Annotated in this window: 25 protein-coding genes; 18 read left to right on the top strand and 7 right to left on the bottom strand. The window is 46.0% G+C overall.

Annotated elements, in window-relative coordinates:
• Positions 1-9: 9 nt before the first annotated feature.
• The 9 genes from Q7V21_RS08365 (at position 10) to Q7V21_RS08325 (ending at position 7,823) form a co-directional block, all read left to right on the top strand.
• Positions 10-126: a TRAM domain-containing protein gene (locus Q7V21_RS08365; RefSeq protein WP_370654054.1), complete on the top strand. Its 117-nt coding sequence runs from the start codon at positions 10-12 to the stop codon at positions 124-126.
• A gap of 21 nt (positions 127-147) precedes the next feature.
• The gene (locus Q7V21_RS08360; protein ID WP_370654053.1) at positions 148-1,122 is read left to right on the top strand and encodes a PhoH family protein; all 975 of its coding nucleotides are present in this window, start codon (positions 148-150) and stop codon (positions 1,120-1,122) included.
• Positions 1,119-1,583 carry an rRNA maturation RNase YbeY gene (gene ybeY, locus Q7V21_RS08355; protein ID WP_304916846.1) on the top strand — a complete coding sequence of 155 codons (465 nt, stop codon included), beginning with the start codon at positions 1,119-1,121 and terminating at the stop codon, positions 1,581-1,583. The genes Q7V21_RS08360 and ybeY overlap by 4 nt, the downstream gene beginning before the upstream one ends.
• The gene (locus tag Q7V21_RS08350; RefSeq protein WP_304916845.1) at positions 1,580-2,449 is read left to right on the top strand and encodes an HlyC/CorC family transporter; all 870 of its coding nucleotides are present in this window, start codon (positions 1,580-1,582) and stop codon (positions 2,447-2,449) included. The genes ybeY and Q7V21_RS08350 overlap by 4 nt, the downstream gene beginning before the upstream one ends.
• The gene (gene lnt / locus Q7V21_RS08345) at positions 2,449-3,960 is read left to right on the top strand and encodes an apolipoprotein N-acyltransferase (protein WP_304916844.1); all 1,512 of its coding nucleotides are present in this window, start codon (positions 2,449-2,451) and stop codon (positions 3,958-3,960) included. The genes Q7V21_RS08350 and lnt overlap by 1 nt, the downstream gene beginning before the upstream one ends.
• 6 nt (positions 3,961-3,966) lie before the next feature.
• Positions 3,967-5,418, top strand: coding sequence for a TrkH family potassium uptake protein (locus Q7V21_RS08340; protein ID WP_304916843.1), 1,452 nt, complete (start codon positions 3,967-3,969; stop codon positions 5,416-5,418).
• Positions 5,419-5,994: a bifunctional 2-polyprenyl-6-hydroxyphenol methylase/3-demethylubiquinol 3-O-methyltransferase UbiG gene (locus Q7V21_RS08335; RefSeq protein WP_304916842.1), complete on the top strand. Its 576-nt coding sequence runs from the start codon at positions 5,419-5,421 to the stop codon at positions 5,992-5,994.
• 124 nt (positions 5,995-6,118) lie between these two features.
• Positions 6,119-6,319, top strand: a complete 201-nt coding sequence (gene rpmE / locus Q7V21_RS08330; RefSeq protein ID WP_014705308.1) for a 50S ribosomal protein L31 — start codon at positions 6,119-6,121, stop codon at positions 6,317-6,319.
• A gap of 28 nt (positions 6,320-6,347) precedes the next feature.
• Entirely contained in the window at positions 6,348-7,823 is a 1,476-nt protein-coding gene (locus tag Q7V21_RS08325) for a M48 family metalloprotease (RefSeq protein WP_304916841.1), read from the top strand.
• A 286-nt stretch (positions 7,824-8,109) separates the two neighbouring features.
• Here the strand turns inward: Q7V21_RS08325 and Q7V21_RS08320 are convergent, their stop codons facing one another.
• Positions 8,110-10,449 carry a penicillin-binding protein 1A gene (locus tag Q7V21_RS08320; protein ID WP_304916840.1) on the bottom strand — a complete coding sequence of 780 codons (2,340 nt, stop codon included), beginning with the start codon at positions 10,447-10,449 and terminating at the stop codon, positions 8,110-8,112.
• Positions 10,450-10,694: 245 nt separating this feature from the next.
• On the opposite strand from Q7V21_RS08320, the gene Q7V21_RS08315 reads away from it, so the two are divergent.
• The 8 genes from Q7V21_RS08315 to Q7V21_RS08280 all read left to right on the top strand — a co-directional run bounded on the left by Q7V21_RS08315 (position 10,695) and on the right by Q7V21_RS08280 (position 19,004).
• Positions 10,695-11,753 carry a pilus assembly protein PilM gene (locus Q7V21_RS08315; RefSeq protein ID WP_069294690.1) on the top strand — a complete coding sequence of 353 codons (1,059 nt, stop codon included), beginning with the start codon at positions 10,695-10,697 and terminating at the stop codon, positions 11,751-11,753.
• Complete coding sequence (locus Q7V21_RS08310) at positions 11,753-12,313, top strand: PilN domain-containing protein (RefSeq protein WP_304916839.1); 561 nt, start codon at positions 11,753-11,755, stop codon at positions 12,311-12,313. Before Q7V21_RS08315 ends, Q7V21_RS08310 begins: the two co-directional genes overlap by 1 nt.
• 2 nt (positions 12,314-12,315) lie before the next feature.
• The gene (locus Q7V21_RS08305; RefSeq protein WP_304916838.1) at positions 12,316-12,903 is read left to right on the top strand and encodes a type 4a pilus biogenesis protein PilO; all 588 of its coding nucleotides are present in this window, start codon (positions 12,316-12,318) and stop codon (positions 12,901-12,903) included.
• A gap of 20 nt (positions 12,904-12,923) precedes the next feature.
• Positions 12,924-13,457 (top strand): pilus assembly protein PilP, encoded by a 534-nt coding sequence (locus Q7V21_RS08300; protein WP_304916837.1) that lies wholly within the window; start codon positions 12,924-12,926, stop codon positions 13,455-13,457.
• A 103-nt stretch (positions 13,458-13,560) separates the two neighbouring features.
• Entirely contained in the window at positions 13,561-15,618 is a 2,058-nt protein-coding gene (gene pilQ / locus Q7V21_RS08295) for a type IV pilus secretin PilQ (RefSeq protein ID WP_304916848.1), read from the top strand.
• Between the two features lie 85 nt (positions 15,619-15,703).
• A complete protein-coding gene (aroK, locus tag Q7V21_RS08290; RefSeq protein ID WP_304916836.1) occupies positions 15,704-16,237 on the top strand; it encodes a shikimate kinase AroK in 534 nt (177 codons plus the stop codon).
• Complete coding sequence (aroB, locus tag Q7V21_RS08285; RefSeq protein ID WP_304916847.1) at positions 16,237-17,322, top strand: 3-dehydroquinate synthase; 1,086 nt, start codon at positions 16,237-16,239, stop codon at positions 17,320-17,322. Before aroK ends, aroB begins: the two co-directional genes overlap by 1 nt.
• A gap of 8 nt (positions 17,323-17,330) precedes the next feature.
• Entirely contained in the window at positions 17,331-19,004 is a 1,674-nt protein-coding gene (locus tag Q7V21_RS08280; protein WP_304916835.1) for an SPOR domain-containing protein, read from the top strand.
• On the opposite strand, the gene Q7V21_RS08275 is transcribed toward Q7V21_RS08280, so the two are convergent.
• The 5 genes from Q7V21_RS08275 to Q7V21_RS08255 are packed head-to-tail and all read right to left on the bottom strand — an operon-like array spanning position 18,979 to position 24,159.
• Complete coding sequence (locus Q7V21_RS08275; protein WP_304916834.1) at positions 18,979-20,157, bottom strand: pyridoxal-dependent decarboxylase; 1,179 nt, start codon at positions 20,155-20,157, stop codon at positions 18,979-18,981. The genes Q7V21_RS08280 and Q7V21_RS08275 overlap by 26 nt on opposite strands.
• Entirely contained in the window at positions 20,154-20,729 is a 576-nt protein-coding gene (locus Q7V21_RS08270) for a delta 1-pyrroline-5-carboxylate synthetase (protein ID WP_304916833.1), read from the bottom strand. Before Q7V21_RS08270 ends, Q7V21_RS08275 begins: the two co-directional genes overlap by 4 nt.
• Positions 20,730-22,115 (bottom strand): aminodeoxychorismate synthase component I, encoded by a 1,386-nt coding sequence (gene pabB / locus Q7V21_RS08265; RefSeq protein WP_304916832.1) that lies wholly within the window; start codon positions 22,113-22,115, stop codon positions 20,730-20,732.
• Positions 22,116-22,124: 9 nt separating this feature from the next.
• Positions 22,125-23,168 carry a hydantoinase/oxoprolinase family protein gene (locus Q7V21_RS08260; protein WP_304916831.1) on the bottom strand — a complete coding sequence of 348 codons (1,044 nt, stop codon included), beginning with the start codon at positions 23,166-23,168 and terminating at the stop codon, positions 22,125-22,127.
• Entirely contained in the window at positions 23,161-24,159 is a 999-nt protein-coding gene (locus tag Q7V21_RS08255) for an ATP-grasp domain-containing protein (protein ID WP_304916830.1), read from the bottom strand. Before Q7V21_RS08255 ends, Q7V21_RS08260 begins: the two co-directional genes overlap by 8 nt.
• 22 nt (positions 24,160-24,181) lie before the next feature.
• Between Q7V21_RS08255 and Q7V21_RS08250 the strand changes: the two genes are divergently transcribed.
• Positions 24,182-24,877: a HisA/HisF-related TIM barrel protein gene (locus Q7V21_RS08250; RefSeq protein ID WP_304916829.1), complete on the top strand. Its 696-nt coding sequence runs from the start codon at positions 24,182-24,184 to the stop codon at positions 24,875-24,877.
• Positions 24,878-24,918: 41 nt separating this feature from the next.
• Here the strand turns inward: Q7V21_RS08250 and fae are convergent.
• Positions 24,919-25,372, bottom strand: a 454-nt coding sequence (fae, locus tag Q7V21_RS08245; RefSeq protein ID WP_304916828.1) for a formaldehyde-activating enzyme, incomplete at its 5' end; no start/stop codon positions are given.

Raw genomic sequence — 25,372 nt, 5'->3', positions numbered from 1 at the left:
AATAATCGGGTGGTGAATTTCCCCGGTGATATGGCGCTGGTGGGCAAGTATGTCGATGTGCGAATTACTGAGGCACACACCAATTCCTTGCGAGGAGAACTTCTTGCTGATAGCGTTATCCTCTAACTCCTTTTTGGAATCAAATTTGTGGTCACTCCAACTGTAACAGTTGACACGATAAGCTTTGAATTAAGTCCTGCGGACAACCCCCGTTTAGCCAACCTTTGCGGTCACCTGGATGAACATATCCGGATGATGGAACGTGGATTTGGAGTTGAAATCAATAATCGTGGCGGCAAGTTTCAGATCATTGGTAAGCCGGATATCCTCGCTGAAGTGCAGGATGTGATTCATGCGCTATATGCTGATACCGCCCAATCGGTTTTAGAACCCGAACAAGTTCATTTGGCCATTCGTGAGTCAGGCGGCACCGATACCACCGGTTTTGAAGAAGAAAAAGAAGTCACTATCAAAACCAAGCGCGGTCTGATAAAAGCGCGTGGTGAAAATCAACAGGCGTATTTGCGTCGGGTGATGACCCATGACATCAATTTTGGTGTGGGACCAGCCGGTACCGGTAAAACCTATCTGGCTGTTGCCTGTGCAGTTGAAGCACTGGAACGTGATTTTGCCAGACGGATTGTACTTGTCAGACCGGCTGTTGAAGCTGGTGAACGACTGGGTTTCCTGCCCGGTGATTTAGCACAGAAGGTTGATCCGTATTTACGGCCGCTGTTTGATGCTCTCTATGAAATGCTGGGGTTTGAAAAAGTCGCCAAGCTGATCGAGCGCAATGTTATTGAAGTGGCGCCACTGGCGTATATGCGTGGTCGAACGCTGAATGAATCATTTATTATTCTCGATGAAGCGCAGAACACCACAGTTGAGCAAATGAAAATGTTCCTGACCCGACTGGGGTATAACTCCACAGCGGTTATCACTGGTGACATTACTCAGGTGGATTTACCGAGCTCAGCCCGTTCGGGTTTGCGTCATGCCATTGAAGTGTTAAAAGATGTTGAAGGTATTGGTTTTACCTTCTTCCAGGCAAAAGACGTAGTCCGTCATTCGTTGGTGCAGAAAGTTATCTTGGCTTATGAAAAGGCTGAACGAAAGTCGTGAACGTGATTATTGATTTGCAGCAGGCCACTGATGCAGATGTTCCATCAGAACAACAATTTCAACTCTGGGCCAGTGCTGCGCTGGCCGAAGTCAACGAAGACTGTGAATTAAGTATTCGCTTGGTGGATGAAGCCGAAAGTGCCGAATTGAATAACGATTATCGCGGCAAAAATTATCCCACCAATGTTTTATCCTTCCCCTTTGAGTCACCGGTGCCTTTAGAACCTATGTTGTTAGGTGATTTGGTGTTGTGTGTGCCGGTGGTGGAGCGTGAAGCCAGCGAGCAGAATAAAGCCATTAACGATCATTGGGCACATTTGATTGTGCATGGCTGCTTACATTTACTCGGCTATGATCATATCGAAGACGATGAAGCTGAATTAATGGAAGCGTTGGAAATCAGCATTTTACAAAAGCTTGAGATTAACAATCCTTATATAGAGCAGAGGGTTACATCATGAGTGAGGGACGACCGAGTCGCTCAGACAGTCCAATTTCCTGGATGAGACGATTAAGTAATCTGTTTCTGGAGCCAAAAGATCAGGAACAGCTGATTGAATTATTACGCAATGCTTCCGAGCGGCATATTCTGGATGCTGAAGCATTGTCGATTGTTGAAGGCGCTTTAAGCGTCTCGCAAATGCAGGCCCGCGACATCATGATCCCGCGTTCCCAGGTGGTGATGGTTTCCAGAGATGCGCCACCTGAAGAAACCCTTAAATTAGTCACCGAAACAGCACACTCACGTTTTCCGGTGATTGATGATGATCGTGATGATGTTATTGGTATTTTACTGGCCAAAGATCTGCTGTCAGCCGTTGTCAGTTCTGGAGAATTCAATTTTGATCTGCGCGAATTATTACGCCCGGCAGTATTTATCCCTGAAAGTAAGCGGTTAAACGTTTTATTACGTGAATTTCGTGCCCGTCGTAATCATATGGCAATCGTTGTCGATGAATATGGCGGTGTGGCGGGCATGATCACCATCGAAAACGTATTGGAACAGATCGTTGGTGAAATTGAAGATGAGCACGATGTGGATGATGATGCACCGATTCTGCAGCGTGATGAACATACCTTCACCATCAAAGCATTAACGCCAGTGGAAGACTTTAACGAGTACTTCGATACTGAATGGAGTGATGATGATTTTGATACCGTTGGTGGTCATGTGGTGAATCAATTTGGACATTTGCCTGGCCGCGGTGAGCAGGTCACCATCGGTCAGCTGGAATTTACCGTGTTGCGTGCAGATAAACGGCGCGTACATCTGTTACGTATGGTGATCTTACCCGAAACAACTGATAGCGAAAGCGAAACAGAATAATGACAAACCCCGGGCAGAATGCTTGGCAAGGGCGGTTTGGTAGTTGGGCAGCATTAGTTGCCGGCGCTATGCTGCCGTTGAGTCTGGCACCTTTTCATTTTTATCCGCTGGCTATCTTAAGCCTGCTTGTCTTGTTTATGAGCTGGCAGCATGTCACGCCAAGACAAGCCTTGTGGCGCGGCAGTTTGTTTGGCACCGGCATGTTTGGTGTTGGTGTTTCATGGGTGTATGTCGCTATTCATGTGTTTGGTCAGGCAAGTGTTTTGCTGGCGGGATTGCTGACAGCTTTATTTGTTATTGCCTTGGGACTAATGGTCGGTGCGCTGGGCTGGTTAATAAAACGGCTGACCGGGCCGGTTCTTTCTGCCAAAGATTTCCTGATTTTACTGCCACTAAGCTGGCTGATATTTGAATGGTTTAAAGCCTGGTTTTTAACCGGCTTTCCCTGGCTGGAAGTTGGCACTGGGCAAATTGAAGGCCCGCTGGCCGGAATCATTCCATTAATCGGCGTACATGGCGCTTCATGGTTAGTGGCTTTGACGGCAGGGTGTCTGGCTCTGACCATCAGTCAGCGTAAATGGCCAGTTATATTGCTGCCTTTGGTGATATGGGGTGGAGCATATACATTGCAATCCGTTGAGTGGACAAACCCCACTGGTGAGCCGATTAAAGCAGCATTAATTCAAGGTAATGTGCCGCAGGAAATTAAATGGGATCCGCAGCAGCTGCGTAACACTTTGCAGCTTTATGCTGACTTAAGCCGTCAGCATTGGGATGCCGACATTATTGTCTGGCCTGAGAATGCGGCAACGGCGTTTTATCATCAAATAAATGAAGGCTATCTGGCACCGTTAGGGCGGGAAGCGCGCTCTCACAATACCGATATCATTCTTGGACTGCCGGTGTTGGATGACAATGGTGATGATTATTACAACAGCATGGTCAGCCTGACCGAAACCCCGGTGTTTTATCACAAACGTCATCTGGTTCCATTTGGTGATTATGTGCCTTTTGAAACACTACGCGGTTTGATTAAATTTTTTGATTTACCGATGTCCGCCTTTGTGCCGGGTACGGCAAATCAACCGCAAATGATGCTGGCCGGGCAACCCGTTGGCGTATCTATTTGTTACGAAGATGCGTTTTCGTCAGAGGTCAGGGAAACGGTGCCTGCCGCAACCTTACTGATCAATGCAACTAATAATGCGTGGTACGGCGATTCGTTTGCACCGCACCAGCATCTGCAGATTTCACGCAGCCGAGGGCTGGAAACCGGTAGACCGATTTTACGGGTCACCACCAATGGTATTTCAGCGTTTATCGACTATAAAGGCAAAATCCAACAGCAAAGTCCTCAATTTGAAAAAGCTGTGTTAACCGGGGAAATTCAGGCGCGCGATGGCAGTACACCCTATGTTCGCTGGGGACAATGGCCATTGTTGATCAGCACTTTGTTGTTGCTGGCCTTATGGGCGTATTATCGACAACTTCACCGCCATCTAGACCCATAATCGACTATGCAATTAATGACCATCCAGCGCATTCTGGGCATCTTGCTGAGCTTGTTCAGTATCACGATGCTGCCACCGGTGCTGGTTTCCTGGTGGTTCGATGATGGTGCTGCCACCGCTTTTTTAACGGCGTTTGTTATTCTGGTCAGCACTGGCGCGTTGTTATGGCTTCCGGCTAGAAAACATCGAAAAGAATTAAAGATCCGCGATGGGTTTATCGTCGTGGTTATGTTCTGGATTGCCTTGGGTTTCTCCGGGGCGTTGCCGTTTTATCTCACTGAATCGCCTCAAATGAGCATTACCGATGCGGTATTTGAGTCAATGTCCGGTTTAACCACCACCGGTGCGACGGTGTTAGTGGGCTTGGATACCCTGCCACAGGCGGTCTTGTTTTATCGTCAGTTTCTGCAATGGTTGGGCGGTATGGGGATCGTCGTGTTGGCTGTGGCGATTTTGCCGTTGTTAGGTGTCGGTGGTATGCAGTTGTATCGGGCTGAAACCCCAGGCCCTATGAAAGATGCCAAATTAACCCCGCGTATTACAGAAACGGCTAAAGCCCTCTGGTATATCTATCTGACATTAACCGTTGCCTGTGCCATTGCCTACCGCTGGGCCGGAATGAGTTGGTTCGATGCGATAGGTCACAGTTTCTCAACCGTCGCTATTGGCGGTTTTTCCACCCATGATGCCAGTATGGGCTTCTTTAACAGTGCCACTATTGAGATGATTGCCGTGGCGTTCATGTTGATTTCGGCAATGAACTTTTCATTACATTTTCTGGCCTGGCGACACCGCAGTCTGATGCATTATTTGCGTGACTCCGAGCTGAAAGTGTTTTTGAGCATTATGTTTATCATTTCGTTGATAACCACGACCTATCTGTATTTTACTGGAACCTTTGATGATGGCTGGACTTCAGCACATCACGGTATTTTTCAGGCAGTATCCATCGGTACCACGGCCGGTTTTACCACCACGGATTATTATTTATGGCCGGGTTTTTTACCGATTTTGCTGTTAATGACCAGTTATATCGGCGGCTGTGCTTTTTCGACCGGTGGTGGTATCAAAGTTATTCGGGCGATGTTGCTTTTCAAGCAGGGCTATCGTGAAGTTTTACGTTTGATTCACCCTAATGCGGTGTTTGCCATCAAGGTTAATGGCAAGGCTTTACCATCAAAAGTGGTTGGCGCGGTATGGGGGTTCTTTGCCTTATACGTGTTCTGTTTCAGCATTATGCATTTAATGTTGATGGCGACTGGCTTGGATGTAGTGACTTCTTTTTCTGCTGTCACCGCCTGTTTGAATAATCTGGGGCCAGGCCTTGGGGATGTCGGAGCGAATTTTGGGCAGATCAATGACACGTCAAAATGGATATTATGTGTTGCCATGTTGTTAGGACGTCTGGAAATTTTCACCTTATTGGTGGTGCTGACACCGGCATTCTGGCGTCGTTAAATGACCGATCTTCAACAAAAATGGGATGAACGCTATCGTGAAGCGATAGCAGATTATCCGGAGCCTGCACTGGTCTTACAGCAAAATCAGCATTTACTGCCCAAGCAAGGACTTGCCTTGGATCTTGCCTGTGGATTGGGGGCCAATGCCTTATTAATGGCTAGTCTGGGGTTGCAGACCCAGGCTTGGGATATCAGTGGTGAAGCCTTGTCAAAGTTAACTGTCGAAGCACAACGGCGTCAACTTGAGGTGTTCACCGAACAACGGGATGTCTCTGCTAAACCGCCTGCAGAAAATAGCTTTGATGTGATTGTGGTCAGCCAGTTTCTGGATCGTCAGTTATGTCCACAGCTTATTAGCGCATTAAAACCAAACGGGTTAGTGTTTTATCAAACATTTTGTCGCAACAAAGTTGATAACAGAGGCCCACATAGTCCCGAATTTTTACTGGCGGATAATGAACTGTTAAGTTTATTTGCTGGTCTCAAACTCAGGGCTTACCGTGATGAGGCATTGCTGGGAGACATTACCAAGGGCTGGCGCAGTCAGGCCATGTTGGTGGCTCAAAAGTCGTAATAAAAATAAATACTTATTTAAGACTTGCTGAAATGACGGCTGATCAGTAGAATTACGCGGTTCAGAAAGGGCAAACATATAAAGTGTGTTTGTCAGGCAAACATTATTATTGGCGAGAACAGATATGAAAGCGGATATCCATCCAGATTATAGCGAAATCAATGTTACATGCAGCTGCGGTAACAGCTTCAAAACCCGTTCAACACGCGGCAATGACCTGACGCTGGATGTGTGCTCAGAATGTCACCCGTTCTACACCGGCAAACAAAAAATGCTTGATAGCGCCGGTCGTGTTGATAAATTCCGTCAAAAATACGGAAAATAAACTTGCGGGCCTAAAGCCGAAGTTACTAATGAACATTATTAGCACCACATACAAAAGCCTCTGTCGATTGACAGGGGCTTTGTTGTTTCTGGGATTTGTCACAGGCTGTGCACAAAATCCAGTAACTGGCGGTCAAGATTTTGTCATGTTCAGTGAAAGCAAAGAGCTGGAGATGGGCCGCACCTATCATCCGCAAATCGTTAAGGAATACGGTTTGTATGAAGATGAAGCTTTGCAGAGATACGTCCAAGATGTGGGGCAAAGACTTGCTGTAGTGAGTCATCGTGATGATTTGGTTTATCGCTTTACGGTATTGGATTCGCCGGTTATCAATGCTTTTGCTTTACCTGGCGGCTATATTTATATAACCCGTGGGTTGATGTCTTATCTCAACTCCGAAGCTGAGTTGGCTGCCGTTTTAGGGCATGAAATTGGCCACGTTACCGCCAGGCATGGTGTGCGCCAGCAAAGTGCCGCCCAAGCGGCTAATTTAGGCTACACACTCGGTGCGATCTTAGTGCCTGGATTGCGAACTGCTGGTGCGCAGGATTTATTTAATCTGTTCGGCGGCGCTTTGCTTAGTGGTTATGGTCGTGAGCATGAACTAGAGTCTGACAGGCTCGGTGCAGAATATCTTGCCCGTTCGGGATATAACCCGCAGGCCATGATCAACGTGATTGGGGTTCTAAAGGATCAGGCAACTTTTGCTGAGGCAGAAGCTAAAAAACAAGGGCAGGAATACCAAGGCTATCATGGTTTGTTTGCCTCTCACCCCGATAACGATACCCGTTTACAAGAAGTGGTAAAGGCAGCAGATCGTTATAAAACTTCTGCTCAAGGTGAAGAAGGTGTCGAACGTTACCTGCAGCGTATTGACGGTATGGTGTTTGGTGACAGTGAATCCCAGGGTATTCGTTCGGGAAGAAACTTTTATCATGGTGATATGCAGTTTGCTTTGAGTTTCCCAGTCAATTGGCATATCCAGAATAATCCGACCAGTCTGCGTGCGGTGGCACCTGAAGGTTTAGCAATTATCGAAATGGGCGTTTCGGATCTGAATCGTAAACAGACACCTGCGGAATTCATCCGTGATCGACTGAATATTAAAGATTTGAAAAACGGTGAGGCGCTTACCAGTCACGGTCTGCAAGGCTATACCGGTATTGCGGTTGCAGATGGCAAAAATGTTCGAGTGGCGGTGATGTATCTTCGTGATAAAGCCTATATTTTTATAGCGACCACTAAAGCGGCTGGCGATTTTAGTAAGTTTGATGCCAGTTTCCGTGAAACCGTCATGAGCTTTCATGCCTTGCGTGACGACGAAAAACACCTTGCTAAAGCACAGCGTATCGAAGTGGTTAAGGTGGGAGCTAATGATAGTTATGCAAGCTGGGCTGCTTCTAGCCGGATTAGTAATAGTCCTATCCAGCAATTGCGTTTATTGAATGGTCATTATCCAAATGGTGAGTTGAAGCCGGGGCAAATGGCTAAACGTATTCGCTAGTTTTCACCATTAGTTTCTTGTCAGTTCTTTCATACGCACAGTCATAGCTTAAGAGTTTCCTCAAGCAGATACATCGCTATTATCAGATTCGATTTCACCCAATTACTGAGTTGAACTGATTGGCAAACGTGTTCAATTATTTACTGCCGTTCTATTTTCCCAAGTCATCGTATATGCATACGATCTCTCAGGTTCTTTTCTTCAAGCAGATAGCCTAACTTACGAGCTTTGTTATAAGTGAATCGTGGATGGTCTCTCCCGGCGTTTCTGCCGGGAGAAGGATTTGTCAGAACAAGTCTATAAGTGAATCATCCTGATCACGTGAGCTGCCACTCCCGCCGCGCATTGCCGGCACATTATCCTTATGAAAGGTTTCGTAGATAGCGTCCGAATCACCCGGCCGCGCCAGTAAACCTGTTTGTGGATCAATGCGGACGGTCACCATGTCTACTGGTTGCTCGAAAGGATGTTCAGGCATATCGGCAAGAGCCACCCGCATAAAATCAATCCACATTGGTAGTGCTGCTCGTCCACCGGTTTCGTAGCGGCCGAGGGTTTGAGGATTATCAAATCCTACCCAACCAACAGCGACTAAGTCTGGGGTATAACCATTAAACCAGGCATCAAGCTGATCATTGGTCGTACCTGTTTTACCTGCCAGATCACTGCGATTCAGACTGAGTGCCTGACGTCCCGTACCGAACTTCACCACATCTCGCAACATGCTGTTAATAATGAATGCATTTTGCGGTGTGATAACTTGTTTGGCTGGATAAAAACCTAATAATTCAGCCTGCATCAAAGCTTCTTCTTCAGTCATGGCTTCCGTTGGAGCAGCGCAGTTATCACAGACTTTGTGCGGTTTTGTCTGCATTAATAGCTCACCCGCGGAGTTTTCTATACGGGAGATAATATAAGGGTTCACCAAATGACCGCCATTTGCCAGAGTCGCGTAAGCACGTGCCATATCTAACGGTGCAGCATTGCCGCTGCCCAAGGCAACAGAAAGATTTGCGGGGACCTGAGCAGGTGTAAAGCCAAAGCGTTGCACGTAATCTACTGTGTAAGCAATGCCGATATCTCTTAATAACCGAATAGAAACCAGGTTTCTTGAGTGAGTAAGTGCTTCCCTTAACCGGGTTGGGCCGAAAAAACGACCACTGTAATTTTCTGGACGCCAGACGTTTTCAAGTCCCGGATCATCAAATACCACCGGTGCATCATTTATCACTGTAGCTGCGGTATAGCCCTTTTCCAATGCAGCCGAGTACACAAATGGTTTAAAACCGGAACCAGGCTGTCGTTTAGATTGGGTGACCCGATTAAATTTACTCTGAAAGAAATCAAATCCACCTTGCAATGAAGTAATTGCACCGTCTTCTGATGCCAGCGATACCAAAGCAGCTTGAGCTTCAGGAATTTGGGCCAATTGCCATGAATCTTCTTCTAAGGCACGGAGATAAATAATATCGCCAACCGCCAGAACATCAGTGATGGTTTGCGGTCTTGGTCCCATACTATTGGCGCTTAGTTGCGGTTGGGCCCAACTAACTGCTGAAAACGGCAGTTCAATTTGACCTAAGCGTTTCACAAAAACCTGAGCAACATTATTTTCAATACTCAGTACTAAGGCGGGGCTGATAGAGCCGATTATTGAGTAATCTCTCAAGTGAAGTTCCGAAGCAGCTAAATCAGGCAATTCTCTTAAATCAACCTTGGCAACGGCACCTCGATAGCCATGACGTTTGTCATAGGCCAGAAGCGCATCCTGCAAAGCTTTGGTTGATGCTTGCTGGTGTTTGGCCTTAATGGTGGTAAATACACGCATACCATTTTCATAGGCCAGTTCGCCGTATTCTTCAACCATGTATGTTCGCACCATTTCAGCAACATATGGGGCGTAAACTTCAATTTCCCGTCCATGATAGCGGGCACTCACTTCTTCTTTTAGCGCTTCCTGATATTCAGCCTGAGTTATATAGCCAACATCCATCATTCTTCTCAATACATAGTTACGGCGATTTAACGCTCTTTCAGGAGAAGTGATGGGATTAGTAGTGGAGGGGGCTTTGGGAAGGCCAGCGATCATGGCCATTTGAGCCAGGGTTAAATCTTCCAGTCTTTTACCGTAATAAACATCAGCCGCAGCGCCAACACCATATGAACGATGTCCCAGAAAGATTTTGTTGAGGTATAGGGCGAGGATTTCTTCCTTCGATAAAGTGTTTTCTATTTCCAGTGACAAAATAATTTCATTGATTTTGCGCAAATAGGTTTTTTCGTTACTTAAGAAGAAATTACGTGCCACCTGCATGGTGATGGTACTGCCACCTTGTGCTTTTTCACCAGTAAGCACTAACGAATAGGCGGCACGAAGAAGACCTTGATAATCCACTCCCGGGTGCTGGAAAAAACGATCATCCTCTGCTGCCAGAAAGGCTTCGATAAGTTTGTGAGGAATTTCATCGTAAGTGACTGGTATCCGACGTTTTTCGCCAAATTCAGCCATCAGCAAACCTTCCTCGCTGAATATTCTTAAAGGAATTTGTAATTGCACTGTGCGCAATGATTCAGCACTAGGCAGTTTCGGTGACAGAAATAGATAGACGACAGCGATAAACAGCATGCCAGCTATCAGAAGGGTAAAGCCCCATATTAAAAGGCGTGACACAAGTCGCGACATTGGATTATTTGGTTCGCAAAAAATAAAACCGTAGAGTATATATAAACGTCGTAATAATGCCAGTTAATGGATTTTCGGGAAAATGTCACATTATTAGTTGTTGACATCCTAGTAATAGTTAATAAACTACTTTAACTTACAAAGGTAAGTGTACTTCACACATCATTTCGATGGAATTGGGGCGATGCATGTTTGGACCTAAAAAATCCCCGCTACTAGGGATAGATATCAGCTCTTCGGTGGTGAAGCTGTTGGAGCTTAATAAACGCGGTGATCGTTACACCGTAGAATCCTATGCAGTTGAACCGTTACCTGTAAATGCTGTGGTAGAAGGCCGTATTGAGAATAGCGATGAAGTGGCCGGCGCGATAAAACGAGCGGTGAAACGTTCGGGCACCAAATCCAAAGACGCGGCTGTAGCCGTATCAGCTAACTCCGCTATCACTAAAGTTGTTTCTTTTCCGGCTTCCATTTCAGAACGTGATATGGAAGAGAATGTGATGTTAGAAGCAGAAAATTATATTCCTTATCCACTTGATGAAGTACGCCTCGATTTTGAGGTATTAGGCCCATCTGCTGCTGATGCCGATGCTGTTGATGTGTTACTGGCAGCCTCACGTCGTGAGAATGTTGATGCCAGAACAACGGTACTGGAAAAAGCCGGACTGAAACCACGCTTGGTTGATGTCGAGGCCTACACTGTCGAAAATGCTTTTTCATTGATAGCCAGACAATTACCCAACCAAGGCAATGGCTTAACGGTTGCTGTGGCTGATGTCGGGGCGAATGTCACCACCTTGCATGTTCTGGTCAATGGCAAAATTGTGTTCACCCGCGAACAAACGTTTGGCGGCAGAATGCTTACCGAAGATATTGAGCGTTATTACGGCATGTCTTATCAGGAAGCTGGTCGCGCCAAAAAAGATGGCAGTCTGCCCGATGATTATCTGCCCAAAGTGTTGGAACCGTTTAAACGTTCTATGGCGGTTACCATTACCAGGGCCTTGCAGTTTTTCTTTTCCGCTTCCAGTCAGTATCAGTCAATTGACCACATTATAATCGCCGGTGGTTGTGCGTCTATTGATGGAGTTGATCAGATAGTTGAAGCAGAAACTGGCACCTCTACATCAGTCGCAAACCCTTTTACAGATATGGCCTTAGGCTCCCGAGTTAAAGTTCAAGCACTGAGTAATGATGCCCCATCAATGATGATAGCGTGCGGGCTGGCCATGAGGAGCTTTGACTAATGGCACATATCAATCTTCTGCCATGGCGTGAAGAAAAACGTCAGGAACGGCAAAAACAATTTTATATTGCAATGGGGCTCACGCTTGCATTTGCGATACTGGTTTTTTACTTTTTTACCAGCTACATGAACGGGCTGTTAAGTGAACAAAACCAACGTAATAATTTTCTGCAACAGGAAATCACCAAACTCGATATACAAATTAAAGAAATTCAGGACTTAGAGAAAAAACGTGATCGATTACTGGCCAGAATGCAGGTCATTCAGGATTTGCAGCAGAGTCGACCGAAAGTAGTGAAAGTGTTTGATTCCCTGGTCAGAACGGTACCTGAAGGAACTCATCTTCAAGTTTTAACCCGTGAAGGCGATAAATTGATTGTGCAAGGTGTAGCTCAGACCAATGCCAGGGTATCAGTACTGATGAATCAACTTGATCAAGATCCGGAATTCAGTGAATCAAAACTCCGTATCGTGCAGCGTACATCCTCGCGGGATGATGCCATCCGTCAATTCACCGTGGAAGTGAATGAATCCAAAGTCAAAACGGATGAGGAGCAATAATCATGGATATTCCTTCAATAAATGATATTGACTTCAATGAAAGTGGTGAATGGCCGCTGGTAGGGAAAGTTGTTGCGGCAGTGTTGATTTGTGCGTTGGTTTGGGGTGCCGGCTATTATTTTTTAATTAAGGACAAACGCACTCAGTTGACTCGGCTGGAACAAACTGAAGCCGAACTGCGTACGAGCTTTGAAATAAAACAAAGTAAAGCGGTCAATCTGGAAGCTTACAAAGAACAAATGAAAGAAATGGAAGTATCGTTCGCTTCCATGTTGCAGCAATTACCAAGAAAAAGCGAAGTAGCTGATTTGCTGGTCGATATATCGCGTACCGGATTGGTCAACGGACTGGAATTTGAATTGTTCAAGCCGGAAGAAGAGCGGCCGATAGACTTCTATATCGAACTGCCAATCACCATGCGTGTGACGGGGTCATATCATCAATTTGCTGAGTTTGTCAGTGGCATCGCTGCTTTGCCGCGAATTGTGACTTTGCATAACTTCAAAATGGGCCCGTTGACCACCAGTGGCAATATGACGATGGATATTACCGCCAAAACTTATCGGTATTTTGATGAGCAAGGGAAATGATGCCTGTGATGATCTTTAACATGACAATTCAATCATTCCTCAGCAGGATAATATTGCTCTCACTGGTGATGGGGCTGGCAGCCTGTGATTCAAAAAAAGATAACCTGCAAAATTACGTAGAAGAAGTCAAAGCACGCCAACAAGTCGATATCCCTCCGATACCGGTGATGAAACCGTATGAGAAATTCAGCTATTCGGCGGCTGGTTTACGTGATCCTTTTGTACCAACCGTTATTGATGTTCCTGAGCCTGAGCCGGAACAATCGGTTCAGAACGGTGTTCAGCCGAATGAAAACCGAAGGAAAGAATTATTGGAAAGTTATTCGCTGTCGGATCTGCAATATGTCGGCACGTTGGAGCAGGAAAGTATTTGGGCATTAATTCGAGCTCCCGATAGCACCATACATCGAGTTCAAATTGGCAATTACATGGGAATGAACCATGGGCAGATTGTTGAAATTAGTGAAACCTATCTGACACTAAAAGAAATCGTAGCTGAAGGAAATGGCTATAACGAACGTGAGACGACAGTACCCGTCGTTGAGATAAATTAAGGGCCAGGAAATGATGAGCAAATACCCAATAAAATTCACACGGCGGCAAGTCATGACATCTACAGATAAAACAATATTTGAACGGTGGCGGTCCAACTTGGGAATGTTCTCATTATTGATTTTCAGCGGCTTCGTTTCAGCAAACGAATTACAGTCACTGGATTACTCAACACTTTCCGGAAACAAAGGACTCATCACTCTGACATTTTCTGAAGCCGTTGAGACTCCTGAGAGTTTTGCTACTGATGAACCGGCCCGAATTGTGCTCGACTTTCGAGGTGTCAGCAATAAATTAAGTGAAACGACTAAACAAATTAACAGCGGTCAGACTCGCAGTATTGCAACTGTTGAAGCAGGCGAACGTACTCGCATGGTCATCAACTTATTACGTAAACTGCCTTATCAGGTCGAAGTTGAAGGCAATGTGGTCAAAGTCATGTTGAATGACAATACTTCTGTTGCAAGTGCCCGCACGGGTTCTACAGCTTCACCTTCTACTTCACGATCAGGTAATGCCGTTACTGATATTGATTTTCGCCGCGGAGAACAGGGCGAAGCCAGATTGATGGTAGCGTTACAAAATGAAAACACCTCATTAGAAGTGCGTCGTGAACGTGGTGATTTAGTTGTGGATTTACCGGGTGTGACTTTACCTGGCAAATTACAGCGCCGTTTGGATGTATTGGATTTTGCCACCCCAGTGCATCTTATCGACAGCATGCAAACTCCTGAAGGTACGCGATTGGTGTTGACCACCACTGGTAAATTTGAGCATCTGGCATACCAGTCCGGCGATATGCTGGTCGTTGAGGTTAAACCTGTCGCCGAAAGTACTGCAGACACTTCTGAGAGCGAGTTTGGTTTTGAAGGTGAAAAACTCTCATTAAATTTCCAGAATATTGAGGTGAGGGCGGTATTACAGTTATTGGCCGATTTTAATGGCATGAATCTCGTCACCAGTGACACGGTGACTGGTAATTTAACCTTACGATTGAAAAATGTGCCCTGGGATCAAGCGCTGGATATCATTCTGAAAACCAAAGGTTTGGGAATGCGCCAAAATGGTAATGTGATGTTGATTGCGCCAGCAGCAGAGATTGCCGCACGTGAAAAACAGGAACTGGAAGCCAGAAAGCAGCTGGTAGAACTGGAACCGCTTTACTCTGAAATATTCGAAGTTAATTTTGCCAAAGCAACAGAAATGGCAGCTATTTTAACGACCACTCAGGGACAAACGACAGCAGCTGGCAGTGCCGGTGGTTTCCTTTCAAACCGTGGTAGCGTGGTGGTTGATCAACGGACCAATTCCTTATTACTACGTGATACCGCCAGAAATCTGGCCGATGTGCGTAAGTTGATCGAGAAATTGGATATTCCTGTACGTCAGGTGTTGATCGAGTCACGTATTGTTATTGCGAATAACGATTTTGCTAAAGAGCTTGGGGTGCGTTTTGGAGCCTCTGCACGGAGTGGAACATTAGGCGCTGGTACTTCCGGTTCACTTGAAGGGTTGCAGGTTCCTGCAACAAATACCAATTCTGTACTGCCTACTAATTCTACTGGTGTGCGTGGCCAGGACTTGAATGTGAATTTACCGGCATCAAACCCCGCAGGAACAATAGCTCTTGCCTTGGCAAAACTACCTTTGGGCGCTGTATTGGAGCTTGAATTATCGGCGATGCAGGAAGAGGGTAAAGGCGAGATTGTTTCCAGTCCAAGGGTTATCACTTCGAATCAAAAACAAGCAACAATTGAGCAAGGTACCGAGATCCCCTATCAGGAAGCTTCTTCAAGTGGTGCGACTTCTGTTTCATTTAAAGAAGCGTTGTTAAAGCTGGATGTTACGCCACAGATAACCCCGGATGATCGAATTGTGATGGATCTGGAAGTCAATAAAGATGAGGTGGGTGCTGTTTTCTTAGGTGTACCGAGTATCGATACCCGAAGTGTTCGTACACAGGTGTTGGTTGATAACGGCGAAACGGTTGTATTGGGGGGGATTTATGAACAAACCACCACCCAGACTTCTACACGAGTTCCATTCTTTGGCGACTTACCCTATGTCGGTTTCCTGTTCAAAAATGATTTGAATGAAAATCGTCAACGTGAGTTGTTAGTTTTTGTGACGCCGAAAATTATTAAGGAAGGTATGGATTATTAAATCCAGCTTTTTCAGTTAAGATAAAAAACCGGATCTGTTATGGTCCGGTTTTTTTTTCACGATAAACAGTTGAGTCATTAGCCGCGTGATTTCAGGTAATATATTTCTGGTGGGACCGATGGGGTCTGGAAAGTCGACCATTGGCCGACAGCTTGCTAAAAAGCTGCATCTCAAGTTCTTTGATAGTGATCGTGAGATTGAAAAACGCACCGGCGTGTCTATTTCATGGATTTTTGAAATGGAAGGTGAGGCAGGCTTCAGAGAGCGAGAACAAAAGATTATTGCTGAACTCACAGCGATGGAAAATATCGTGCTGGCAACAGGTGGCGGAGCTGTTCTTGCGGAGGAAAACCGGCGTAATTTGAAGCGCGGCAAAGTCGTATATCTGGCCGCAACGGCAGAGCAACTGTTTCGTCGCACCTCCCGCGATACCAGTCGGCCATTACTACAGGTAGGTGATCGCCGCCAACAAATTAAGCTGCTTATGGCGCAACGTGATCCCTTATATCGGGAAGTGGCGGATGTGGTTTTACAAACCGGCGATCAGTCAGTCGCCCGAACCGTTAACGCTGTTATAAAACAACTGCAACAATTAAAAACAAAAGATATCGAATTATGATGAATACACTTCAAGTTGCGCTCGGTGAACGCAGTTATCCTATCTACATCGGCGAAGATTTGCTTGCTGAAAGCAGCTTGTTTGGTGCCCATATTCGTGGCAAGGAAGTTTTGATTGTCACCAATGAAACTGTGGCACCGTTGTATCTGGATGTCGTGAAGACGGCTTTAGTCGATTATCGAGTTGAGGTTGCGATATTGCCGGATGGGGAACAATACAAAACGCTGGCAGTGATGCAGCAAATTTTTGATAGATTATTGGAAGCACGGTTGTCTCGCCAAGTAACGATCATTGCTCTCGGTGGTGGTGTTATCGGAGATATGGCGGGGTTTGCCGCGGCATGTTACCAACGTGGTGTGCCATTTATCCAAGTTCCTACCACATTGCTTTCGCAAGTTGATTCTTCTGTCGGTGGCAAAACGGCGGTAAATCATCCGCTTGGCAAAAATATGATTGGTGCGTTTTATCAACCACAGTGTGTGCTGGCAGATACCGCCACCTTAAATACTTTGGATGATCGGCAGTTTTCCTCTGGTCTGGCTGAAGTCATTAAATATGGACTGATCAATGATGCCGAGTTTTTTGATTGGCTGGAACAGAACATGTCATTGCTGATGGAGCGAAATTCGACGGCATTGGCACAAGCGATTGCACGCTCCTGTCAGGATAAAGCCACGATAGTCGCTGATGACGAGCGTGAGCAAGGTGTGCGAGCACTGTTGAACCTTGGACATACATTCGGACATGCTATTGAGACTGGCTGTGGTTACGGTCATTGTCTGCATGGTGAGGCTATTGCAATAGGCATGGTGATGGCGGCGGATTTATCACAACGCATGGGCTGGCTCAGTGAAGAGACCGTCAATAGAATTCAGTCGATTATGATCGCGGCTAATTTGCCGGTTACTGTTCCCGGAAATTTAAGTTCAGCCGACTTTATGGACTTGATGTCTGTCGATAAAAAAGTTCAGGATGGACTGATCCGTCTGGTGTTATTACGCGATATTGGTCAGGCGATTATTTCCGATGATTACGATGCCCAAGCACTGGCTGAAACATTGAATAAATTTACTGCTGGAAATTGAGTAATGCAATGAAGGCAGCGGCAGCTGAACCCAAATATATTTCGAGATTAGCACTTCAGAGCAATCCTTTTAAAGCTGAAGTGACAGAGGCCGGTTTGTACCTGGGACCGGAAATTAAGCAGCGCCTTGATTTAGTGCTCCATCTGCTTAGAGCCAGCGATAAAATTCCGTTTCTTTATGGCGCCAAAGGAATAGGAAAAACTACCGCATTAAAAGCCTTAATGAATCTGGGCGGTGATGATCTGCGTTTTTGCTTTATTCAGGCAGAACCGTCATTGACCATTCAGTTTATGGTCAGCCGGTGTTTACAGGTATTTGGTGCTCCTCAGGAAAATACCCTAGGCAGTAATAATTTGCAGCTGTTGCAGCAGCGATTACAACAGCTGCAAGCGTTACAAATACGACCGGTTTTGTTGATTGATGATGTCAGTAAACTGGCTGAGCCGTTACGTCTCCAATTAAAAACCTGGCTTGACTGGCAGCATGGTGACAGATTTTTATGGCGGGCCGTTTTAACCGATGTGATGGCAGATGCCTTTACTACGGAAAACGATCGTATTCAATCATTAATGCTGAGTCCGATCCCCCCCATGGAAACCGCCGCCTATTTATTACAAAGGCTGCAAGGGGCTGGTTTCAATGGGGATAGTCCTTTTAATGAAAGAGCATTGGTGCGGATGCAGCGTCAGTCAGCGGGTAATCCGGCGAAACTGAATCAAGCGGCGCATCAGTTTTTACTCGGCCAGGGGAAATCCAGACAACTGCAGCTTCCGCTTAGTTTTAAACTCCCGACGATAAAGCCCAGACTCAATAAAATAAGCTTTAAATGGAATAAATGGTTTGGACTTGCGCCGGTAGGAGTTTTGTTAGCAACGATTCTGATTTATCAGCAGCAGATAAACGACTGGTTTGTTTCTGATAAAGACGCTATTCAGGATGATGTGGTCAGCAATAACCAATTAACTGAACAGCTGCCCATGGTGGTGGTCAGCGAACCAGAAGAGTTAACCAGTGTTGCCGAAGCAGACCGTTTGGAATTAATGGAACTGCTCGATGAGTTGGAACAAACGGTTGCAGACCCTGAGACTGACCTTCCAGAGTTTGAACCAGAACAAGCCGTGGAGCTTGAGTCTGTTATGGCTGAACCTGAACTCCCAGCAGAAATACTCGAGACAGAGATCATTCCAGCGGAATCAATTACGGCAATTGCTACCAAAGATGCTGCGAAAAATAATGCGGCTGAAAATACGCAAACTGATACCGCAGTGAACCAGCAACAATCGACTCAAAAAGCTGAAGCGATTAAGCCTGTTGAATTAATTCCACCACCAGCTGCATCAGTGAAGGCCGACACCTCATTGATTGACACGACAGTGAAAGATAAAGACTGGGTGTTACAGCAATCAGGAAAAGCTTTTACTTTTCAATTAATGGGCTCATGGGATCGGGCTGAAATAGAAAGATTTGTGAAAAAGCACTCACTCACCGGTAATGTGGCGATTTTTGAGAGCATGCGTGACGATAAAGTCTGGTACGCCTTGATTTATGGAGTGTATCCATCCAGGGATGTGGCAATGCGTTCCAGTAAACAATGGCCTTCACCTTTGAATAAAGTATCACCCTGGTTGCGCCGTTATGATGGGGTGCAAAAACAGATTACAGAAAACGCGCCAGCTCGCTAATCAGTGCTTCACAGCGAGTAGTGTGGCTGGCAAATACTGCTCGATACACTGGTTTTCCATTCAGCTCTGTTTGCGAAAAAATCCCTTTCTTTACTAAGTCTGATAAATGAGGTTGTGGTGCTGTAAAACAGACAATGCCAGTGGGCGAACACTGTGCCCACCAACCAGGTTGCTGATTGATAAAGCTGGCAAATTGACGCGCCTCATCCAACTTTGTTTGAAGTTGACTGGCTAAGCCGGTTTTACCCAGCGTTTTAATTGTTAACCACAAAGGCAGCAACAGCTCACCACCATATGACCCTGGCAACACATCGCGAGGTGATTGCGTTAAATATTGGGTAGAAAAGGGTGTGGTTTTTAACCTTTGCTGATACATCAGTAGGCCGCTTGGTCGGGGTTGACCAAGACTTTTGTGCGGATCAAAACACACTGAATCAGCTTGTCCTAGTTGTTCTGCGTCAAGCGGACTATTGTCAATCAAACTCAAAAAGCCCCCCCACGCTGCGTCAATATGCAACCAGCACGGAATTTTCTGACTAATGTTTTTAATGGCAGTAATGTCGTCCAGTTGTCCGCTACTGGTGGTACCCGAGGTCGCTACAATTGCCATAGGAGCTTGCTGCTTACAGGCTGTTTCCAGCGCTGTGATATCCATTTGCTGCATTGAATTTGATGCGATTAGTTGGAGATCCAAGCCAAGCATGTCGCACGCCTTGGCGATCGAATAGTGCGACTGGTCGCTGGCATAAACCCGTTTTGAATTATCACCGTATTTTTTTCGTGCCTGCCATAACGCATCCAGATTGCCATAGCTACCTCCATGCGTAGCATGACCTGATTTTTGTCCAAATAACGGACAGAAGAAAGCAAATACATCGCTCTCTAGCATGCTGAGTTCGGGATACAGCTCTGGTGAAAGTAGATTGCCTTGATGCAGGCTCGCTAACAGCTGTCCTAATGCCGCAGTTTCATTCACCGCCGGTGTCATATGTCCAGCCCAATTTGGCAGGTTGTGGCGCTGTGCAGCGGACAAAATGAGGTCAATTTGTCTTATAAGTTGCAGACGTTGATCGTCATCCATATTCATGAGATGTATAAATTGGCTTAGTAAATCCTGCAGCAAAGTCGATAATGCAATTTGTTGATCACTCATCTGAGAACAACCCCACCATCAGGGAAATCATTCAGCTGTTGATAATGAACAACATAGGTCTCAACCGGATGTTGTTGAAAAAGCGCCTGAAACCCTCGGTCGATAATGCTGTTTTCACTCAACACATGAATGTCGCCAGTTGTGACGGGGGCACATTTGATAAGAATTAATTTACTTTGAGCGTGTTGCTGGGTAAACCAAAGCGCCAGACTGTCTGAGGTAATATCCCAGCTTTGCTTGAGTTCATCGGCTTGCAGTAATTGATCGTCTGGTAACCAAATCGCCAGTTGACCACGGATGGGAGCTTCGGCCGGTGTGTTTATGGTAATGGCAGCAGGCTGCAGCGCATGTAATAAAAGCCCGTATTGTGCCATCGCCAGCAGCGCCATATGGTGTGCATGTTGATCATCAAACTTATGCAATGCCTGAGACTGACGAACCATGTCAGCAAAAGGCCCGCCACCGGGAACGATCACTACCGAATCATTTTCTGCATATTGTGATAACAGTGTTAACCAGGATTTAAGTTCTGCTGAGTGATATAGACTGCCGCCCAGTTTCACAATAAGCATTTAGCGTAAGGACTCCACCAATGCGAGCATGGCAGCGGCTTTGTCAGCAACTTCCTGAAACTCCGACTCCAGTTCGGAATCGGCAACAATGCCACCACCTGCCCAGAATCGCAGCCGATTATCGCTGAATACCAGAGTACGTATGGTGATGTTGCTGTCCATATTGCCATCAAAGCCAATGTAGGCGATGCTGCCACAATACACGCCACGCCGATTTGGTTCGAGTTCTTCGATAATTTCCATGGCGCGTAATTTAGGTGCACCTGTAATGGAACCTCCGGGAAAGCAGGCGCGTAACAAACCGACACTGTTTTGATCGGTGGCTAAAGTCCCGGTAATGGTACTGACCAGATGATGGACTGTAGCAAAAGATTCCAGTGCAAAAGGGGTGGGAACTGAGATTGAACCCGGCTCACACACTTTACCCAGATCATTACGCAGTAAATCGACAATCATCAGATTTTCTGCACGATCTTTAAGACTGTCTTGTAATTGTCTGCCAAGCAATCTGTCGCGTTCTGGATTATTGAGATCGCGTGGACGGGTACCTTTAATGGGTTTGGTTTCAACTTGTTTATTTTTGACTCGCAATAGTCGCTCAGGCGAAGAGCTTAAAACCGTCGCGTCTGGGGTGGAGAAAAAAGCCGAAAATGGGGCGGCATTCTGTTTGCGTAATTGCTGATAGGCAATCCATGGATCGCCTTTGGCAGCTATCTCATAACGCTTTGCCAGATTGACCTGATAACAGTCGCCTTCGGTAATATAAAATTTTATTTTTTCAAAGGCCGTCTGATAAGCCGTTTGATCCAGATTACAACGTAATTCACCAGTGACGTTAAAACTTGTTGAGTCAGCTTTTTTGGGCTGTTGTAAGCGGCTTAGCAAGGCAGACCAATTGCGCTGAGTATCAGGATTTACTCCATAACTGACTAGCCAGCAGCGCTGTTGTTGATGATCATTTACTACAGCCCAATCGTAAATCCCAACCGCCATTTCCGGAATCTGTTCCGCATCAATGGCCAGTGCTGGCAACTGCTCGATTCTCCGCCCTAAATCATAACTGAAGTAGCCAATGGCACCGCCACAAAAAGGCAAGTCGGTTGTAGGTTGAGCGTATTGCTGCAACACTGATTGCAGCAGAATAAATGGATCACCGCTGGATTGTTGAATATCAGTATCCCGATATTCAATGATCGTATTTTGATCGCGTGTTTGCAGGGTAATAAACGGATCAGCTGCGATAATATCGAAGCGGCCATTTTCTCCTTCAGTCATTGTACTATCCAGAAAAACTGCCCATGGCAGATCACGGATGGCGGCAAACAGAATGTCACTATCTATTTGATAGGGCAGCTCAGCACATAAGGGAGGCAAATGAGAAGTCATCACGGTATTTTACGTGAACTGCCTCTGGGCCAGAAGTGCAAGAGCGCTGGCAGGAGCATAAGCTGCAGCGTTGTCATGTGCTCCAAGCAAAGAATCAAAATCCACATAAGTACGGTTTAAGCGGTTGGCAATCAGTTTAACAATAAAGCGTCCGGTACCGGCTCCGATTATCGGTGCTTGTTGGTTAAATTGGCTATGCGCAGACAACACCTGTAAACAGGCGTTATGGATCTGCTGTAATTGTTGTTCCGTGAACCATAATGCAACATTGTGCCATTCTGCTGCAGAAAATAAACCGGCATCGGTACCCAGCATTCTGGCCAATCTGCGTTGGCAGTTTTCAAGTTGCCAATCGTTACCATCAGCACTTTTATCGTTCATTTGTGCTGCACTTAATTCATCGAGGATGCGCCAGCAATCGCCTGTGGTTGCAAAGACTTCAGCGGTGACGTTTTGCCAATGACCACGAAACGGCAACTGCTGACTGACGGCCATTAACGGTGTGCGAATAACGCCGGTATACAACAGTTCACCGCTGCGTAATCGGCCTTGATCATCATAGGCGGTTAATTGTGGAGCCGAATCATCGATAGTAATAATGTCAGTCGTGGTACTGCCACAATCGATCAATAGGGCTGTTGAATACTGGGTTGTGACAAATTGTGCACTGGCTAGCCAGTTCATTGAAGCTACTTTATCCCAATGAGTACGGGCCTCTTCCTGACTTAACCAGCCGTCTTGACTGAAAACAGATAACCGATCAGTCGGAAAGTATTCAGACATACAGGACAGAATTTCTGAGACGCCGCTGGCCCTGTCTGCAAAACAATCAGCCAGTTCTCCAGTCATGGTGATCAGTTGCTGATCCAGTTCGTTGTTCAAAGTGTCGATGGCTAACCTGATGGCTTTGCGCAAAGCATCTTTACCTAGCCAAAGCGGGCATGGCAGTTCAATGGCCTGCAACAGTTGACCTTCAGTGTCACACCGAACCACCTTTAGATGTGCCCCACCTATGTCCCAACCCGTGAAACAACCTTTCTCTTGTCTATGCATATTGCGCTTCTTGTTGATCCAAACGTTGTAAATGCTGCCATAACGGCAGGGCGGGGTTGTGCAAGCCGGTCGCAGACAAGTTCACATAAGCCGTCGTCAGCCGGGGATTGATATCCACTACCACCGGACCCTGATTGCTTAAAATAAAGTCGATACCGACGTAGCCGGATAACCCAGCAATACTCTGGTGGATCTGGTTGGCAAGCTGCATTGCCTGCTGTTGGCTGAATTGTTGTGTAGCATCACTGTTAGTGACGCATTCATGAAAGACAAATTGTTGTGCTTGTTGTTCGATTAATTGTTCATTAATTGACAGCAGTTGAATGTTTTCTTCATCGACATAAATACTGATACTTAATATAGCGCCTTCAATATAGGGCTGGACGATCAATTTGTCCCGACGCTTTTGTGGTAAGGAAAACAAATACGCCCGAGTTTGCTCCAAAGAATCGAATTTGAATGTATCCAGACAACCTGCGCCATCCTGTGGTTTGACGATATAAGACTGGTTCATCAAACATTGATCCAAAAGTGCATTATTGGCCGAGAAGCTGGTTGGAGTGGGAATGTTTGCGGCTTGCAGCTGATGATAACTGCGCAGTTTGTCGCTACACACCATGGTCGCTTCAGCTGTGCAGCCCAGATAGGTTTTGCTGGCGTCGCTAACTTGTTGTTGCAATGATACGAGCGTGTTGTCGGTTTCTGGTGCAATCAGTAAAAAAAATTGATGTTCACGTATACAGGTGTGCCATTGATGTTCAAATTCCTGCCGGTTGGCGCAACTGCGAATGGTAATTCTCTGCGTGTTTGTCAGCCACTCTGGGGGAGTCAGGCGTGTATCTTGCAAAATAGTGATATGAATATGACTGAGCCGCAGCAGATCCTGCACAATGGCATGAAGCATCATCTCGCCTTCGTGTGCGAGGGATTCGGGTAACAGTTCATCACACAATGCACCACTGGTGATATGCTCGTAGACGACTAAATTCATTTTTCTGAGGTTAATAAAAGAAGTGCTGATTATACCGGTCATTGATCTAATGGGGGGCAAGGTTGTGCATGCCCAAGGCGGTCAACGAGATCTTTATCTGCCACTTAAGTCACAACTCACCTCCAGTGTTTATCCGAATGCAGTAATAAAACAGTTATTGATGTGGTTTCCGTTTACGGATATTTACATAGCGGATCTTGATGCAATTGAAACTGGCAAAATAGATAAAGCCTTTTATCTGCAACTGCACCAGCTTTTTCCACAATTAACTATCTGGCTGGATGCGGGGATCCGCAACCTGGATGATTGGCTATTTTGGCATGAGATCGTAAATATCAAACCGGTATTGGGAAGTGAGAGTCTCGAAGATCTGGATTTATTAAAGCAGCTTCAGCCAACAGAATTTATCTTGTCTTTGGATTTTAGGCAGGGAAATTTATTGGGGAAATTTGATTTACTCGAACAAAGTGATTTATGGCCTGAAAAAATCATTGTTATGAGTTTGGATACGGTGGGAAGTGACAGTGGGCCGGATAGGGAATTATTAAACAAAATACAATTGCTTAAACCAAACGCTAAGTTAGTCGCAGCGGGTGGTGTACGGGGAAAACAAGACTTAACAGATTTGGCAGAAACAGGTATCGAAGGTGTGCTGGTTGCCAGTGCGTTGCACAAAGGCAAACTTAGCGTCGATACAATACGCCAGATAATGAACTGAAAATGCCACCCCGAAGGGTGGCATCTGCATCAGGCTAAAACTTACTTAGCACCAAATGGGTGTTCAGAAGCTTTGTATTGTGCAACAACGTCAGCCGCTTTAGGCTCACGAGCTACTGCACGTTTGATAGCTTCTTTAGTTGCACGGTAGTTCCAGTCCTGGATTTTTTCATCACTGTCAGCTGTTGGTGAAATGAATACACCAACGCAGATGAAGCAATCATCAGCTTCACTAAGAGGGATAGTGCCATCTTCAACACACTCAGCAACCGCAACAGAAACACCACGTTGTGCAGGGCCAAACATTTGCACAGCTTGTTTCATGTTTTTGATGGTTACTTTGTTGAACATAACTGTGGCTGGTTTGACCATCAGGTTAGGTGCAACCACAGCCAACAGGCCGTTAACACCTTGTTTCTGGTCGGTCATAGTGCGGCAGAAAGCATCTTCTGCTGCTGAACCACGTGGGCCCATTAATAAGTCAATGTGAGCAACG

The organism is Methylophaga sp., from assembly GCF_030651745.1.
The sequence above is the reverse complement of the archived record's forward strand: the minus strand, read 5'-3'. Positions and strand labels throughout refer to the sequence as shown.